This window comes from Rossellomorea aquimaris (genome assembly GCF_003315075.1).
GTDB classification, from domain to species: Bacteria; Bacillota; Bacilli; order Bacillales; family Bacillaceae_B; genus Rossellomorea; species Rossellomorea aquimaris_C.
On record NZ_QNRJ01000002.1, the window covers coordinates 378,607 to 396,237 of the forward strand.

The 17,631-nt window shown below is 41.6% G+C and carries 13 protein-coding genes; 1 reads left to right on the forward strand and 12 read right to left on the reverse strand.

Features of this window, described 5'->3' with window-relative positions; translation table 11 throughout:
• Positions 1-29: 29 nt before the first annotated feature.
• From DET59_RS04350 to DET59_RS04380, 7 genes are all read right to left on the reverse strand, one after another.
• Entirely contained in the window at positions 30-686 is a 657-nt protein-coding gene (locus DET59_RS04350; protein ID WP_113968471.1) for a potassium channel family protein, read from the reverse strand.
• Positions 687-798: 112 nt separating this feature from the next.
• Positions 799-1,812, reverse strand: coding sequence for a cytochrome d ubiquinol oxidase subunit II (locus DET59_RS04355; RefSeq protein ID WP_113968377.1), 1,014 nt, complete (start codon positions 1,810-1,812; stop codon positions 799-801).
• A 73-nt stretch (positions 1,813-1,885) separates the two neighbouring features.
• Entirely contained in the window at positions 1,886-3,223 is a 1,338-nt protein-coding gene (locus DET59_RS04360) for a cytochrome ubiquinol oxidase subunit I (protein WP_113968378.1), read from the reverse strand.
• Between the two features lie 308 nt (positions 3,224-3,531).
• A complete protein-coding gene (locus DET59_RS04365; RefSeq protein ID WP_113968379.1) occupies positions 3,532-5,355 on the reverse strand; it encodes an ABC transporter ATP-binding protein in 1,824 nt (607 codons plus the stop codon).
• Positions 5,356-5,365: 10 nt separating this feature from the next.
• A complete protein-coding gene (locus DET59_RS04370) occupies positions 5,366-7,120 on the reverse strand; it encodes an ABC transporter ATP-binding protein (protein ID WP_113968380.1) in 1,755 nt (584 codons plus the stop codon).
• A gap of 205 nt (positions 7,121-7,325) precedes the next feature.
• A complete protein-coding gene (locus DET59_RS04375) occupies positions 7,326-7,781 on the reverse strand; it encodes a TlpA family protein disulfide reductase (protein ID WP_113968381.1) in 456 nt (151 codons plus the stop codon).
• Between the two features lie 131 nt (positions 7,782-7,912).
• Positions 7,913-8,455: a peroxiredoxin gene (locus DET59_RS04380; protein ID WP_113968382.1), complete on the reverse strand. Its 543-nt coding sequence runs from the start codon at positions 8,453-8,455 to the stop codon at positions 7,913-7,915.
• 357 nt (positions 8,456-8,812) lie between these two features.
• Here DET59_RS04380 and DET59_RS04385 point away from each other — a divergent pair, with 357 nt between their 5' ends.
• Positions 8,813-9,679 (forward strand): mechanosensitive ion channel family protein, encoded by an 867-nt coding sequence (locus DET59_RS04385; RefSeq protein ID WP_113968383.1) that lies wholly within the window; start codon positions 8,813-8,815, stop codon positions 9,677-9,679.
• A gap of 36 nt (positions 9,680-9,715) precedes the next feature.
• Here DET59_RS04385 and DET59_RS04390 read toward each other — a convergent pair whose 3' ends face one another.
• Genes DET59_RS04390 through DET59_RS04410 form a run of 5 tightly spaced genes read right to left on the reverse strand, consistent with a single transcriptional unit; the run spans position 9,716 to position 17,622 of the window.
• Entirely contained in the window at positions 9,716-12,487 is a 2,772-nt protein-coding gene (locus DET59_RS04390; RefSeq protein ID WP_113968384.1) for a VWA domain-containing protein, read from the reverse strand.
• Positions 12,471-14,234 carry a vWA domain-containing protein gene (locus DET59_RS04395; protein WP_113968385.1) on the reverse strand — a complete coding sequence of 588 codons (1,764 nt, stop codon included), beginning with the start codon at positions 14,232-14,234 and terminating at the stop codon, positions 12,471-12,473. Before DET59_RS04395 ends, DET59_RS04390 begins: the two co-directional genes overlap by 17 nt.
• Before the next feature lie 6 nt (positions 14,235-14,240).
• Positions 14,241-15,122 (reverse strand): DUF58 domain-containing protein, encoded by an 882-nt coding sequence (locus DET59_RS04400; RefSeq protein WP_113968386.1) that lies wholly within the window; start codon positions 15,120-15,122, stop codon positions 14,241-14,243.
• Positions 15,119-16,120 carry an AAA family ATPase gene (locus DET59_RS04405; protein WP_113968387.1) on the reverse strand — a complete coding sequence of 334 codons (1,002 nt, stop codon included), beginning with the start codon at positions 16,118-16,120 and terminating at the stop codon, positions 15,119-15,121. Before DET59_RS04405 ends, DET59_RS04400 begins: the two co-directional genes overlap by 4 nt.
• Positions 16,117-17,622 (reverse strand): hypothetical protein, encoded by a 1,506-nt coding sequence (locus tag DET59_RS04410; protein WP_113968388.1) that lies wholly within the window; start codon positions 17,620-17,622, stop codon positions 16,117-16,119. The genes DET59_RS04405 and DET59_RS04410 overlap by 4 nt, the downstream gene beginning before the upstream one ends.
• Positions 17,623-17,631: the final 9 nt, after the last annotated feature.

The following is a 17,631-nucleotide window of genomic DNA, read 5'->3' on the forward strand; positions in this document are numbered from 1 at the left end:
TAATATTAAGGTCAGCCTCTTCTTTATGATTATAAAACCTTCTTTTCAAAACGGTTAATATCCGTATCTGCACCGATTACAATCAGGATATCCCCTTCACGAATTTGTTCATCGGCTTGTGGAGACACAATAATATCCTTTTGTCTCTTTATCGCCACGATATTGATTCCGAATTGAGCACGGATATCCAAATCAATTAATGAATTCCCACTCAAATGTTCATTCGCCACAATCTCTACGATGGAGTGTTCATCCGACAGTTCCAGGTAATCCAATACATTATTCGAAACGATGTTATGAGCAATCCTTCTTCCCATATCGCGTTCCGGATGAACGACTTGGTTCGCACCTATTTTCCGCAATACTTTTTCATGATAATCATTTTGAGCCTTGACGGTAATTTTTTTCACACCGATTTCCTTCATCATCAAGGTGGTTAGGATACTGGATTGGATATCGTCTCCAATAGCCACGATGACGTGATCAAAATTTCTGATTCCCAGGCTTTTTAAGACGGATTCATCCGTTGCATCTGCCACTACCGCATGAGAAGCAATGGAAGAGAATTCATTTACTTTATCTTCATCCTGATCAATCGCCATAACCTCCATGCCTTGATCTGATAATGAACGGACAATACTGCCTCCAAATCGTCCTAAACCAACAACCACAAACTCTTTTTTCACCATACATCCCCCCGCACTCTCTATATCCTTTATTTTAGCATAAAAAAAAGGAGAAAATGAAAATTCTCCCTATTGTACTCCGTATTAAATTTAGATGGCATTTGTAGATCGATCACTTCTTGCCTTTAATATAATCTGCATCAAATAAAAACAGCCTCATTAACAGATATAGAGAAGGAATCAATAATAGCAACCCTGCTACGAAGACGATGACCAGGGCCATTCCCATCGTTGGATTCGTCACACTTGTTTCTATCGTAATAAACGGTTTAAGAATATAAGGTAAATGCGATGCACCATAGCCAAAGAAGGCAAAGAAGAATTGCAGCATAACCAATATAAATGCCGTTCCAAATTTCTTACGCATGTATATCATTAGCGATGCACCAAAGAAGCAAAGAAGTGACAACCCAAACATCCACCAAATATCAATCGCCTTCGCAAAATGCTCTGCATTATGCTCTCTCAACGATACAAATACTAATAAACTTGCGAGAATCGTAGGTGCACTCCAAAACAGGGAAAACGTTCTTAATTCCTCCCTGGAATCCATATCTCCAGCACGGTTTGCATAATAGGTTAGAAATGTCGCACTGATAAATAACACCGACACAATGGAGAGGGTCACTACACTCCATGAATAGGGACTGGTAAAGAGCTCCTTGGCGAGGAAGATCACCTTATCCCCCTGCTCTTCCAGAAATCCACCTTCTGAAATGGTTAAAGCCGTTGATAAGGAAGCAGGAATTAATAATCCCGTCGCCCCATATAAAAACAGATACACGATATTGTCCTTTGACCCGTAATTTCCGAAAGCATAGAAGCTCCCTCTTATGGCTAATAATATGATGGCGATACTCCCCGGAAGTAATAATGCCGTTCCATAATAATAGGCTGTGTCAGGAAAGAATCCGACAAGACCCACAAAGAAGAAGACAAAAAAGACGTTGGTAACTTCCCATACCGGAGAAAGGTATCTGCTAATCAACACGTTCAATGTATGCTCCTTGCCTTTCAATCTTCCATAAAAGGCGAAGAAGCCGGCTCCAAAATCAATTGAAGCCACTATCAGGTAACCATAAAGGAAAATCCACAATACGGTAATCCCCACAACTTCCAAACTCATACCCATTCCTCCCTTAAAGCTTGAAGCCCCTTCTTCTCAGGCACCTGAAAAGAAGGAGTACTTTTATATCTGCTTAACTCGCTTTCTTAGGAAAACGTTGTTCTAATTCAGCTTCTGCAGGCTTGTCTTTAAACATTTTAATCAATACAACCACACATAGCACACCCAGAAGGATATAGAGGCCAACAAACAATGCAAACGTCAAGCCTACTCCATCGGCTTTCGTTGCCGCATCCGCCACTTTCATATATCCTCTCATAATCCACGGCTGTCGACCCACCTCGGCATAAATCCATCCGAATTCAATCGCGAGCATCGCCAGTGGTCCACTCGCTACAATTCCCCATAGTAACGGTTTATTCCATTCATTCCGCTTCTTCCACTTCCAGAATAAAACAAATGCTGCAGAAATAAAGATACTGTAGAACCCAATTGATACCATCAGGTCAAACATATAGTGAACCCATAAAGGCGGCCGCTCATCTTCAGGAAATTCATTCAAACCTATAACCTCTGTCTCAAAGGAACTCCCGGCCAGGAAACTTAAGAATCCAGGTAAGCGGATCTCATTATGGACTTCATTATTTTCATCCAGCGTTCCGAATATGATCAGGTCAGCATTCTCTTCCGTTTCAAAATGCCATTCCGCTGCTGCAAGCTTTTCGGGCTGATACTCGGCAAGAAATTTAGCCGATAAGTCCCCTGCCAGGGCAGTGGCAAAAGCGAAAATCAAAGCAGAAACCATCGTTAAACGCAGGGCTTTCTTATGATATTCCCCGCCTTTTTTACGAAGAATCGCGAATGCCGTAATCGCCGCCAACACTAAAGCCGACGTCAAATAGGCAGTCGTCAACACGTGAAACACTTTCGTAGGTGTCGCAGGATTCAGCATCGCTGCAATCGGGTCGATATTAATCGCTTTTCCATCCTCTAACTCAAATCCTCGAGGAGTGTTCATAAACGCATTCACCGTTGTAATAAACAGCGCTGAAGCCGAAGAACCAATCATAACCGGAATCGTCAACAGCCAGTGAATCCACTTATTCTTAAAGCGGTCCCAAGTATAAAGATAGATTCCTAAAAAGATAGCCTCAAAGAAAAACGCAAAAGTTTCCATAAATAATGGCAGGGCAATTACCTGTCCGGCCACCTGCATAAACGAAGGCCACAACAAGGACAGCTGCAACCCTATGGCTGTACCTGTTACAACCCCCACGGCAACCGTAATCGTAAAACCTCTTGCCCATCTTCTGGCAAGCAAAAGGTAATGAGGATCATTTCGTTTGATTCCCATGAACTCCGCAATGGAAATCATAATCGGCACCCCTACCCCAATCGTCGCAAAAATAATATGGAATGCAAGGGTTGTCGACGTGAGCATTCTGCTCAAAATCACACCATCTAAAACCATTCTATACTCCCCCTACTGATCTACTTACTATCGTAAACAGCTCTTTTCTACTGTTTATCACTTATTGTTCATTATAAAACCTGAAAATGAGTTTGTGATGTGTTGAACATGAATATTTTGTGACATTTTTCACAAACATCGATTTGTCTTTTATTTTAGAGGTTTTTGGGGTGGGTGGCAATGATGTTGCTTGGGGGAGAGGGGCTTGTTTTTCAAGATGGTATGGGTACAACGCCTATTCCACCACCACTCCCTTCCATAAAACAAAAAAAGAACCCCCCACACACCAGTGCAGGGGGCCTCCTAACTCACATCGCATCCAACATTCTGAACTGTGATTTAACCAGCTCATAATAATCACCCAGTTGCTCCATCAGCTCATCGTGGTTACCGGATTCTTTGATTCTTCCATTCTCCAGAACAAAGATATTGTCCGATTCACGGATCGTAGATAAGCGGTGGGCGATGATGATCGCGGTCCGGCCATTCAACAGTTGTTTCAATGCGTTTTGAATTTTGACTTCTGTTTCTGTATCGATTGATGCTGTCGCTTCATCCAATATGATGATACGGGGGTTCGCCAAGAGTGCTCGAGCGAATGACAGTAATTGTCTTTCACCGACGGATAAAACGTTGCCTCGTTCTTCCACTTCGGTTTCGTAACCATTTGAGAGTTTTTCGATAAATTCATTAGCTCCGATCGCTTCGGCGGCTTTCTTTACTTCTTCGTCCGTAGCATCAGGGCGTCCGAATCGGATGTTATCCATGATCGTACCCGAGAAGATGAAGGTATCCTGCAGGACGATGCTGATTTGGCTCCGTAAGCTTGAAACCGATGCATCCCTCAGGTTCACCCCATCAATCTTCACTTCACCCTTCGTTGGATCGTAAAAGCGGCTGATCAGGTTGGCGATCGTGGTTTTACCAGATCCGGTATGACCGACTAAGGCGACGGTCTGGCCGGCTTTCATTTCAAGGTTGATGTTCTGGAGTGCTTTTCGTTTGTCATCATAGGAGAATTCTACATTCTCAAACTGTATTCTTCCTTTGATGTCAGTCAGGTTCAGCGCATTTGTTTTTTCATTTACAATTGGCTGTTCATCAAGGAATTCGAAGATACGCTCTGATGAAGCCATTCCGATCAGTAGTTGATTGTATACTTGACCGAGCCTTGAAATGGGTTCCCAGAACATCCCCAGATAGAAGGCGAATGAAACGAATTCTCCCAGTTCCAGTGAGCCGCCTTGGATCAGATGGGCACCGTACCATATGAGGACCGCTGTCCCGATGGCGTTTGTCAGTTCTACCAGTGGGCGGAACATGGCATTTTTCTTTGTGGCCGTTCTCCAGCTATCGAAGTTCTCGGTGTTTACCCCGTCAAAAAAGGCCATATTTTCTTTTTCTTGAGTGAATGATTGAGTAACCCGGATCCCCTGGATGCTTTCATTCAGGTGGGAGTTCAATTTCGATTGCTTGAGACGCACCATTTGCCAGGATCTGCGGATGTTCTTTCGTAAGCTTGTGGAGATAAAGAACATGATTGGCAGAATGACCATGACGGCAAGTGTCAACTCAGGGCTTAACGTAAAGAGAATGACGATGATTCCAATGAGTAGAATGATATCCATCAATAGATTAATAACTCCGTTTGTGAAGAGCTCTTGTAGGGAGTTTATGTCATTCATGATTCGAACCAGGATAGAACCGGCTGATCTCTGATCAAAGAAGCGATGGGATAGCCATTGAACATGGCTGAATAAGTGCTTTCTTAAATCATAAATAACCCCTTGCCCCAGCTGATTCATCCACCTGATCCTGAGCACATTTGCAACGTAATTCAATACATAGAGTCCTCCGATAATTCCAACGAGTGTAAAAAGTAAATTGGAATCCTTCTGCCTGATTGCTTTGTCTAATGTGTATACCCCAATCAGGATAGGTACGATCAACCTTACTGCTGTTGTGATTAGAACGGTAATGATCGATAAGGGCAGAAGTTTTTTAGAATAAGGCTTTAAATACGTTAATAACCGGTAGAGTTGTTCCCAGTTAAACGGTTTATCGATCACTTGATCTGTAGAGTAATGGAATCTGCTTAATACACTTTTGTTCACTTTGTTTTTCTTACTCAAACCCTCTCACCTACCCTTCCTGAGTTTGTAATATTTTTTTCTGATCTTTGTATTGGATGTCATAGATTCGTTGATACGGTCCATTATTTTTCAGTAGGAAGTCATGAACTCCCCTCTCTACGATTTTCCCATTTTCCAGTACAAGGATTTCATCTGCATGCTTGAGGGATGAAATACGATGGGCAATAATAAAGGTCGTTCGATCCGACATGACTTCTTTTAGCGCTCTTTGAATCCTGAATTCAGTTTCCATGTCTACGGCGCTTGTTGCGTCATCAAGAATCAGGATCGATGGATCTGTACAAATCGCACGGGCAATGGCAATCCGCTGCTTTTGGCCACCTGAAAGACCTAAGCCTCTTTCCCCGAGCCTTGTGTCGTAGCCATCGGGTAATTCTGAAATGAAATCATGGGCTTGTGCCCGTTTTGCTGCTTCCATGATTTCTTCCATGGTTGCTTCCGGTCGTCCATACGATATATTGGCTTTGATGGTGGAGGAGAATAAGAAAGATTCCTGAAGTACGAAACCGATATTTTTTCGAAGTGATTTTAAAGAGTAGTCCTTCAGATCCCGTCCATCGATGAGAATTTCTCCCTCTTCAGGTTCATAGAAACGAGTGATAAGCTGGGTAATACTCGTTTTACCAGAGCCGGTACCTCCGATCAGACCGATGACTTTTCCAGGTTCAGCCTTAAAGGTAATATCCTCGAGGGCAGCTTCATCATGAACGGTGTAATTCAGTGACACGTGCTTGAACTCTACTTCACCATTCATCCGATCGACGTGAAGAACCCCTTGATGATCTTTTATCTCTTCGTCCACTTCAAGGATTTCGAGCAAGCGTTCCCCTGATGCTTTCGATTGGGAAAAAAGGTTAATCGTAAATCCAAGATTCATGATCGGCCAGATAATGTACCACACTAAACTGTAAAACGCGACGAGCTCTCCTGGTTGAAGATTACCATTCATCACCAGATAACCACCGTATGCGAGAAGTGTCACCACACTTACATTTCCCAAAAACTCCATTAACGGAAAGTACTTTGCCCATATGTCCGAGGTGAAAAGGTATTTATCTTTGTAATCCCCGTTTGATTGGTTGAATTTGTTGATTTGATGATTTTCTCTCGATAATGATTTTACTGTATTGATTCCTGAAATATTTTCTTGAACATTGGTATTCAGTTTTCCGAATGATTTACGGATTCCCCTGAAAGCAGGGTGTACCGCTTTATCAAATTTGTATACGGATATTGCCAGAAATGGTAACGATACTAGGGTAACGAATGTCAACTGAGGTGAATAATAGAACATAACACCAAAGCTTACCGTTACTAAAAGGAAAAAGCGAAGCAGTTCGGAAAAACCAAATGATAAGAAGAAACGGAATGCTTCTACATCTGCCGTCAACCGGGACATCAGATCCCCCGTTTTGGCGTTATCATAGTAACTGAATGGAAGGAATTGAAGCTTTTCATACAGTTCATTTCTCATTCGATAAACAGAGGTTATCCCGAATAGATCCCCATGGTATTGTTGAATAAATGTGGCAACGCCTTTCACGATCATAATGCCGATAAATCCAAAAGCTAAGTATGGGATCCACTGATAGTTCCCTTGCAGAATCACATCATCTATCGTGATTTGCAAGATCATTGGATAGACTACAGTGATTAGTGTAACAAAAATCAAGAAAATCATTGAAATGATAAAATGCCTTTTATATGGCCAATAAAAGGCTTTCAATTTTTTAAAAGTATCCATATTTTCTCCCCCTTCAACGTTGCATAAAAAAAGAACGTACTAATAAATATATCGGCTTTCGAAATATTTATCTACCCTTTTTTAGAATTTTTTACTTTTTTATGAATTATCCTTCTAGTCTTATTATTCATATTAATTGTAAAAATGAATCCAAAAAAATAGATCGGTCTTTTGACCGATCTATTCCCACATATTTCGTTTGAACTTATTCGCTTTTTTCCATTTCATCAAGCACACGATTGACGCGCTTTTCAAGCATTTTCATTCCGCTTCCGCCCGCTTGGAAGTGACGAAGATTCCCGTCTTTATCAAATACATAGTAAGCTGGCACATACTGATTTTCGAATGCATCTGTCAGTTTATGCTCACTGTCTACGAAGATTGGCTGAGTGATATCGTGCTCAGCTGCTACCTTCTTTATTTCATCCAGGTTCAGATCATCCTCGGACCGTGGCATATGGACAGCCATAACATTCAGTTTATCGCTGTATTGATCGCGAAATTCATTTACTTGTGGCATGGCTTCTTTGCACATGTGACATGAGATGGACCAGAAGTGAATAAGTGTCGGCTTTTCTCCTACCAGCTCTCCCTTTTTCACTTCTCCATTTAACCATTCTGTAGCACCGTTTAATTCCGGCATCGGTTCACGAAGCTTCATTATTATACACTCCCTTAATTTGTATCGATCCTAATTCTATTGTTCGCAGGATGGATTTGTACTACTCCTGAAAAAATCAACATGATAAGAAAAAGGCCTAACAAACGGTTAGGCCATTATTCATTTGAAAATTATAAAGTTTTTTGACCTGGCTTCCAGTTTGCCGGGCAAAGTCCACCGGTTTGAAGTGCTTGAAGAACACGTAAAGTTTCTTCAACGTCACGGCCGATATTGTTGTGGAATACTACTTGATATTGAAGTTCCCCTTCTGGGTTGATGATGTATAGTCCGCGAAGAGCAATACCTTCATCTTCAATTAGGACTCCGTATTCGCTGGATACGCTGTGGTTTGTATCTGCAGCTAATGGGTATCTTAACTCACCAAGACCATTTTCTTTACGGTCAGTGTTGATCCAAGCTAAGTGTGTATGAATAGTGTCTGTAGAAACACCGATAACTTCTGCATCTAAATCTTCGAACTCATCGTAACGGTCTGACATTGCTGTAATTTCAGTTGGACAAACGAAAGTGAAGTCCATTGGGTAGAAGAACAATACTGTCCACTTACCGTTTTTCATATTTTCTTCGAGTGACACTTTACCGAATTCTTTGTTTGGCAATACAGCGTCCATTTCAAAACGTGGAGCTTGTTTGCCTACCATGCGTTCTGCCATGAGTGAATCCCTCCAATGAGTTTTAATGAAATATTTCACCTGAGAAAGGAAGACGTGACAGCCTGTCCTTTCAAAATCACAATTTTCATTATAAAGGATTAGTTTTTTTAAGTCAATGTTAAATTATAATCAATTTAATATTAAAATGATTATAATTTAATGACTGCATCCCTTACTTGGTTTTCCCTATTATATAGAAGTTTACTCACTTTTCTCCTCGAATAAACATCTACATAAAGTTTACCATTTCTCAACTGGGGAATAAAACAATATGCTTTTTGATATACTCTTTGACATGTCCTATGGTGAATTGTGTATACTAGAATGGTCATTATTTAAAAGGAAGGATGTTTTGGATTGAATTACATACTTGGTCTAAGTGCTTTAAGTGACCGACTTTCCAATTTTAATTGGGGCGGTCTATTGGTGACGATCGGAATTGGCGCATTACAGATAGTAGCGATTTGGATCGCTTTCATTATCGTGAAAGGTGCGGCTAACAAAGTGATTGAGAGAGTCTTTGATAAGTACCGAAAGAGAAATGAAGTTTCTGAAGGTCGCGCCCAAACATTACAAAGTCTTTCAAAAAATATAATCGGATACATCCTGATTTTTGTTTTCTTTGTCACGATTTTACAAATCTTCGGTATCCAGGTGACGGCGATTCTTGCAGGAGCAGGAATTATTGGACTTGCAGTCGGCTTTGGTGCTCAAGGATTAGTAAGTGATGTGGTGACAGGATTCTTTATTCTATTGGAAAAACAAGTGGATGTAGGAGATTACGTCTCCACTGGAAATTTCTCAGGGATTGTAGAAGAGGTCGGTTTACGAACGACTCATATTCGTGGGTTCGATGGCACTCTTCATTTTGTACCAAATAGAGAAATTACGAGTGTCAGCAATCATTCCCGCGGAAATATGAGAGCACTTGTGGATATCGGGATCTCGTATGACGATGACATTGATAAAGCGATGGTAGTACTTCAGCAGGTTTGTGATACGATCGCTCAAGAAGATGACAATATTGTAGATGGACCAAATGTGCTAGGTGTTCAGACACTTGGCGCTTCCGATGTAGTACTGAGAGTGTTGTGCAAAACGAAAAATATGGAGCAATGGGGAGTGGAACGGAAGCTTCGTAAAGCTCTAAAAGAAGCTCTTGATCAAAATGGAATTGAAATCCCTTACCCTCATCAGGTTTACATTGAGAAAAAGGAAGGCTGATGAAAGAGTAAAGAGAAGGCGCCAGCCTTCTCTTTTTTATTTGTCTCTCCTCCTTTTTGCTTCAAGTAGACGCTGAAGGCGATCATCATCCCTGGTTTCTTGAGGCTCCTCTTTAACCTTGGGTTTATTTACCGGCACCTTTTTCTCTGAAACTTCAGGAATAGGCTGCTTGTTGTTTATAGGTTTATCCCACTCATTCGGCTTGCGGTTATGTTTCACTTTTCTGCCAAGTTGTTCTAAGCTTGTTTGTTCTTTAGGAACGGAAGCGGGTATTCTTCTTTTAAGCTTATTAACAACTCCCAATATCGGGCCTAATCCAAACCTTCTAATGGCAATTTCAGCAAAGAAGAGTAGAATGCCTATCATAATAAAGAGAGATTGAGTCGATTGTTCTCTGAATGGTTTGGTTTCAAACTTTCTAAAGACTTCTTTAGTTGAGGAATACCTCTTTCCCCCTGTTTCTTCTACTATCTCGTCAAGTGTCCGGGTCCCCCCTTTGTAGGAGTACTCTTTCGAATATGGAACCGAAAAGCCTGTTTGGAATGAGCTTCCACCCTCTTCACCTGTCTTGGAGATATTCATATGATATAGTCCAGGAGATAACCGGCTCTCAAATTCGACTTCATAGTCTCCCGGAGCCTTGATTCTTGTCGTTGCAGGAATCTTTTTTCCACTTTCATCAAGTGCCGTTACCTCAAGTTGTGGGACATCCCCCGCAGATGACGAAAGCTTTAGCTGAGTATGTCCCGGATCGTCCTTCACATCAATGGTGTACGGGTTGGATTGAATATCAGGAAACGATCGTGTAACAAGCTGATTAACGAACGTCGGCCATCCTTTCCACCTGATGAAATCCCCTGTCCATTTTCCAGTTGTATCAGAAGTAAATGCAAATGTCCTCCCAAGACCATATCTCCAAGTGGCCAAGATTGGATCATTCTTTTCACTCTTCATTTCAACTAGAGCAGTACCTTTAGGACTTGTGGCAATATAGGCATTCATTTGCGGAATGCCCTCGGTGAATAAAGATTCCCATTTAGACGAAGAAATCACTGGATAAAATGGATTGTCTTCAATATAGGTCCTTGTAGTAATGACAGTCTCCCTTGTTAAGATACTCGGTATCACACTGGCGTCGACCACATCATAAAATCGACCTTTTCCCCATTGGGACAAATCATTTAACAGACCTCTATCTGCTCCTTCACCAATTGAGACGGTGGATAGCGTGATTTGTTTACCGTGACCATCTTCTACAAGTGACTGGTAACTACCTGTCGTCGCAGACTGCCCATCCGTTAAAAGAATAATATGTTTTCTTTTTAAAGGTAGATCTTCTAAACTTTTATACGCTTGCTGTAAGGAGGAAAAGATTTCTGTTCCCCCACCAGGAGAAATGGAACGTATTTGCTTTTCTGCTTTTTTACGATCAGAAAGTGGTTTCGTCTCGACGATTTCCCATGGTCGATCGTCAAATGCAATGACTCCCAACGTATCTTTATCTCTTAGAAGAGAGACGGTTCTCGCCGCTGCTTCTTTTGCAAGGGCAATCTTGTGACCATTCATACTGCCTGATCGATCGAGAACAATGACAAGCCCAAGCGATGGAAGCTCCTTTTTCCCTTTCACATCCATATCGACGGGCAGCAATCGTTCGATCGGTGTTTTAAAATATCCTCCAAGGGCAAAACTGTCGCTTCCACCAAACATGATAAACCCTCGTCCAAATTCTTTGACGCTTTTTTCCATGAGGAGCATTTTTTCCTCAGGGATGCTTGTGGCAGATACATTATCAAATAGAATCGTCTGATATTGCAGATAGGAAGTCAGCTTTCCCGGTAACTGCTCAGGTTTGTATGAATCGACGCTAAACCCAGCTGATTTCAGTAGGGGCGTTAATGGACTTTCTCCAGAAGGGTTTTCCACCAGGAGAACTTTGGCTGGACCTTCTGAACGGGCGAGATTGTATAAGGTATTATTTTCTTTGCTTCCATCCCCTGCAGTAAACACTTCAGCCTTATATTCCAATAAACCCGATTCACCTACGACGTGATTGAACTGAAATTCATTGTTGCCTTCTTGCACTTGTACAATCTCCTTAATGATTGATCGATCATTTAAGGAAATCCGGATCTCTATCTCTTTTTTTGTTGTGCTGTACACATTAACGTTTATGGTTGTTTCTTCTCCCTCATATTGGATGGAGGGCGTCGCAACATTCGTTACAGCGACGTCTTCTTTTGTATCCGATGAAAGGGGAATCCAGTCCACTTCAATCCCTTTTTCCTTTAATAAAGGTATGACATTCCCCCCAGAACCCGTCGTTTCCCTCCCGTCAGTGATGGCGACGATCCTTCCTCCACGGGTAAGGAGATTCGATGCGTATTCCAGTCCTTCTTCGAGGTTTGTTTGCCCCTCTTTGATCTCACCTGCAAACTGATCGATGTGATTTCTTTCTGGTGAAATGGTTCGTTCAATTTCCGGGTTTTCTCCAAAGGCAACGATTCCGTATCCATCATGCTCCCTCGTGGTACTGGTTGCTTGATTGATCAGATTCAGGATGTGATTCTCTTGTTCCGCCACAGATGCAGATCGGTCAGCTAGAATGATTACCGACCTCCCTTTATCCGGCAACATTATAAACGGGTTAGCAAGGGCTATGATCAATAGACCCATCCCACATCCCCTTAGTAGGAGGACGAACTGTTCTTCCTTCCTCTTCAATCCCTGTTTGGCAAATAGGAAGAGTACAAACCCCAGGGGAATCATTAGCCATAACCAAAGGACTTCTTTAAATTCGATTCCCACGTCTGTACACCTCCCATTCGATGAATAATAATAGAATCGCCAAGATTAGAAACCAGACAGAAAGGGTTTGGGGAATGCTCTTTGGTTCCTCATTTTTCATTTCTTTAGTGGGTGCAAGTGAAAAAGAGGACCCTTCTGATAATTGTTTTTCACGATCGTCAAGTACAACACTGAAATATTTCGTTTCACTACCCCGTATAGCCTGATATACTCCCGGTGCTTCAGGTGCCTTGAACACTCCCTCCCCATTCCATTCTTTTACAAACTCACCTTCAGTGGAGTATATATCCCATTTATCACTAGAAAGAGGTAATGTCCTCTCTTCTCCCGGTTGATAATAGCCTAGAAAACCGTGATTTTCTGATAAGAACTGATAAGAATTATAAAGAAAAATCGGAAAACCCGGATGTAATGGGAAGTCTGATTCGTTAAGGTGCAGATTTAACAGGACAAGCTTCTGACCATTCACTTCTCCCTTCTGTATGAGAGGAATGGAAGCACCTGTGGCAACTGTTTGGAGATTCTTAATTTGGATGGAATTCACTTTTTCCACATACACTTTTTCCAGGTCAACATGTTTTAAAAGGGGATCTTCATTCGATGCTTGAATCCCTTGTTTCAAAGGCGTGGACTCTTTTGACCGAGTCGGAACGATCATGGCAGGGCTCTCGACGGATAATTGCTGCCACTTCTCCTTTGTGGTCAGGATGATTTCATCCCCGGACTTCTTTTGATCCTCTTCAATGGTTTTCACGTCAACTCCGATCGATTGGAATCCTTTTAATAAGAAAGGGTTAATTTCCCCTACGACGTGAATGGCTGGTTTTGAAGCGGCCTGGATACTTGAAAGACTATTATCTTCCATGTAATCGTCATTAAAATCGATGACCGCCTTATAAATCGGGCTATGGGAAAGATCAGATAATGGAACAACGGTTTCCTTACCTGAATCCAATATCACTTCCACTGAGAAGATTTCTTTCTTTTCATCGTAAATGGAGAGGTGTCCCCTTCGTGATACATCACTTTGATTTTCGATCACAGCGACTCCTTTATAAGAAGATCCCTGACGTTCAACCCCGAAACTTGTAAGGGAAACATTCATAGGATTAGTCAAAAGATTATGTACCTGAATAGGACTGGTAGGTTCTTCTGTAAAATCCTCTTTTTCCATTGAATCCGAGAAGATATGTATGATTGATTCCGACCCAATGGCCAATGCCTCTCCAAGGTGAATCGCTTTTTTCATATCTTCGTTGTCATTAGATAATGGAAGGTTCTTTAAACCATTGAGAACAACCCGGTCGTTTGTTTCTTCTGAGACAATGGTGGTTACAGATTTCCCCACTCCTAATAGGGTTACTTTTCCATCTGATCCTTCAATCAATGATTCAATGTCTTCTTTTGCTTCTTCAAAGTGAGATCGATTGTTCACCACTGCGTTCATAGAGGCAGAGGTGTCGAGTAAAATAATGAGATGATCCTTTTGGGCCATTTCGTTAAATGTGTAAGGCTTAACCAGGGCAATCATTAAGCAGAAAAGGATCAGAACTTGTAAAAGAAGTAAGAGATTTTTCTGTAATCTATGAAACCATGGAGAAACTTGCCATTCCTTCATAACCTCTTCCCATAGTAGATTAGAAGGAACAACTTGATCTCTGTATTGTTTTCGAAAGAAATACATTAAAATAACAGCGGCTATAAAAAAAGAAAATAAAAAAAAGATTGGATTCCCTATTCCCATCATATCACCTCAGCGGATCCATCCATTTTCTTTGAAATCCTTAAAGAATACTTCGTTTAAGGGTGGCAGGCAACTTGTTTGGATATAGCCAACCCCCCATTTTTTGCATAATGCTTCAATCTCTTTGTTGTGGTTCAGTAATCGCTCCTGATAGAGCTCTACCATCCTGGGACTTAATGAAACATTCGTTTCCCGGTGTTTTTCACTATCTAATAATTTGACATCACCTTGATAGGATGGCTTTAGCTCTTCTTCATCGAGGAGTTGAATAAAATAAACCATTTCTCTTTTAATCGAAAGTTTTCTGAGTGCTTCCTCTATCACTGAGAGTGATTCGAGTCCATCTGAAAGAATAAAGGAAACAGAGCTTTTTTTTCGTACCCCTTTTCCTACTTCCTCAAAAAAGGAGACTCCATTTTCCCCTGAAGAGTCAAGGGAAAGCTCTTGAATGTCATGGAGAATCGCACTTGCGTCCCGTGCCCCTTTTTTCCTAAAGCACTTTTGGTGATGAACTCCCATGCAATGCAATGAAAGCCGATCATCATTTGAAAGAGCTAAAAATGAAAGTGCTCCAGCTAATTCTTTTGCTCGCTTCCATTTTCTATCTTCTATTAACATGGAGTTCGAGCAATCAAGGTAAATATGAACCTTTATTTCTCTTTCATCCAGATACCTTTTGATATATACCTTTTCCGTTCTGGCATACACATTCCAGTCGATTTGCCTTACATCGTCCCCAAGTTCATACATTTGATAATCGGAAAATTCCAGGGAACTCCCATGATTGGTCGCGAGACGGGAGCCTTTATGATGACCGCTCTTTAATCGTTTACCGGTGATCCTGTGCCTTTTCAATTGAGCTAGAAACTGGCTGTGCCAAAGTGTTTTCACCGACTATCACCTTTTTGAACGTAATCGATCATTTCAAGGATGAGTTCATCCGTTCCAACACTCATTGCTTCTCCTTCAAAGTTCAGGATCATACGATGCCGCAATACGAGAGGAGCCACCTTTTTCAGGTCCCCCATGGAAACATGGTACCTGCCTTGTGTCAATGCTCTCGCTTTGGCCATAAGGATGACATGTTGAAGCCCTCTTGGTCCACTTCCAAATTCAACATATTGTTTGATCCTATCCGTTGTTCTTTCACTATTCGAGTGTGTTGCATCAATAAGATCAATGGCAAAGTCAATCATTTCATCTGTAACCATAATTTCTTTCACCAGACCCTGAATATTTAATAATTCAGCTTTATTCAGCTTTTTCTCAAGAACGATGTCATCGGTTCCTGTTGTACGCTGGATAATTTGTTTCAACTCAGATTTAGTAGGATAGGAAACTAAGATTTTACACATGAACCGATCAACTTGTGCTTCAGGTAAAGGATACGTTCCTTCAAGATCAATGGGATTCTGTGTGGCCAAGACAAAGAAGGGCTTGTCCACTATCATCGTTTCGCCTACCACCGTGACCGTGTTCTCAGCCATTGCCTCAAGCAGGGCACTTTGCGTCTTGGGAGTCGAGCGGTTGATTTCATCCGCTAACACCAAGTGATGAAACAAAGGACCTTGATGGAAAATAAATGGATGTTGATCGTCCCGACTTTGTTTCATGACCATTGTTCCCGTGATGTCTGTAGGCATCAGATCCGGGGTGAACTGAATTCGTGAAAAGCTAAGGTCCATAACATCCGAAAGGGTGCGCACCAACATCGTTTTCCCTAATCCGGGTAAGCCTTCCAACAGAGTATGCCCCCCTGCAAGGATGGACCAAAGCACACCCTCAACAATTTCCTCCTGCCCTACGATAAAGCGCTGAACTTCTTCCTTCACTTCTGTTATCTTCAACGCAGCTCTCTTAAATGGCTGTTCCTTATCTTCTATGTTCACTCTACCAACTCCCCTGGATCAATTTCACTAAAATAGGATTGTACGATATTCTCTAAATCTTTAGGAATCGTGGATCGATCTGACGATTTCCGGTAAGAAGAGTAATAGTCTTGATACACTTCTTCATATGGACGAAGGGTTCCCTTTTGTACCGGTCCATTGCTCTCAAATCGCTCTCCACGTTCACCCTCACCTAATTTGCCCGTATCACGTTCAATATGGTTCTGTCCTTCGATTTTTTCCGGGACCGAAAGCATCTCTCTTGATCCTTGCCCCTTGCCGGCTCCGTTTCCTGCTCCAGGGGAAGAACCGTTTCCAGTTCCGGCACCATTTCCGGCACTATTTCCATTCCCTCCCTGACCAGGTGAATTTGAAGCACTGTTGCCTGATTGATTTCCATTTGCAGATGAAGAAGGATCAGTATTTGCCTGTGACTTATTGTTTCCCTGATTAGATGGTGCTTTTCCGGAATTCTGTGCCAAAGAATCTGAGCCTGTTGTATCACTCTGTCCGATTGCATTCTTTAAGAGATCGGCTTCATTTTGTAGTTCATCATGAAGTTTAGCAAGTTGATCTAATTGTTCTTCTACGCTATCGGGTTCTTTCATTAATCCTGATAATTCTTCCAAGGAGGCAATATCCTGTGATTTCAAAGCCGTTAAAAGCTGGTCTTTTTGTTCTTTTGTCATTTCATTAAAAGCTCGCTGAAGTTTATCGCTATTTTTTTCTTGAAGTGCTTTTTTTACGTTTTCCACATTAATGTTTGCTATCTTTTTCTTCACTTCCTGCAGCTTTTTATTCTGTTTTTCTATTGATTTCTTCTGAAACTCGATCTCTTTCACTTTTTTGATTATTTCATCATATCGTTTGGTCGCTTCCTTTACTTCCCTCAGCTCTTCATTTTTTTTCAACAACTTTTCTTTTATAGAAGCATTCTCTTTCTTTTTCGCCTGTTCTGCTATTCTCTTATTTGAGTCTGCAATGATCTCCTTTTCTTTCTCAATCCGTTTCGCTTCTTTAAAAGAGTCATCCCATTGAGTGAAAATCAGTGAGGATATAAGGATAAGAATTCCGCTTGATAACAGGAATGAAGGCCTGATTCTCTTCTTTCCATATTTCAATACTTCCGGATGAACCCTTTTCATCTTCTTCAATGCATCATGCACAACCAAGGAGGATAGGGCATGGCCACTGTGAAGGCTACTGTAAGCGACAGTTACACGATTGTCGTCCACGAACCTATCATAGATTAAGGCACTGTCCTTCAAGGTGGCTCTTCTTCGATAAAACAATAACGCAACACCAATGAAAACAGAGGCGCAGCCTACCAGTAGGATTCTTTCCCAATATGGGATTACAACTACGGCTGCCGTCAAAACGATGCATAGAGCAAAGACTCCTGCATAAAGAAGCAGGAGCTGACTGTAATACCATAATTGATTGACCCAGAGCTTTTTTCTAATCTGCCGAAGCAATTGAAGAAATTGTTGAGTATGTTCCATCTTCTCACC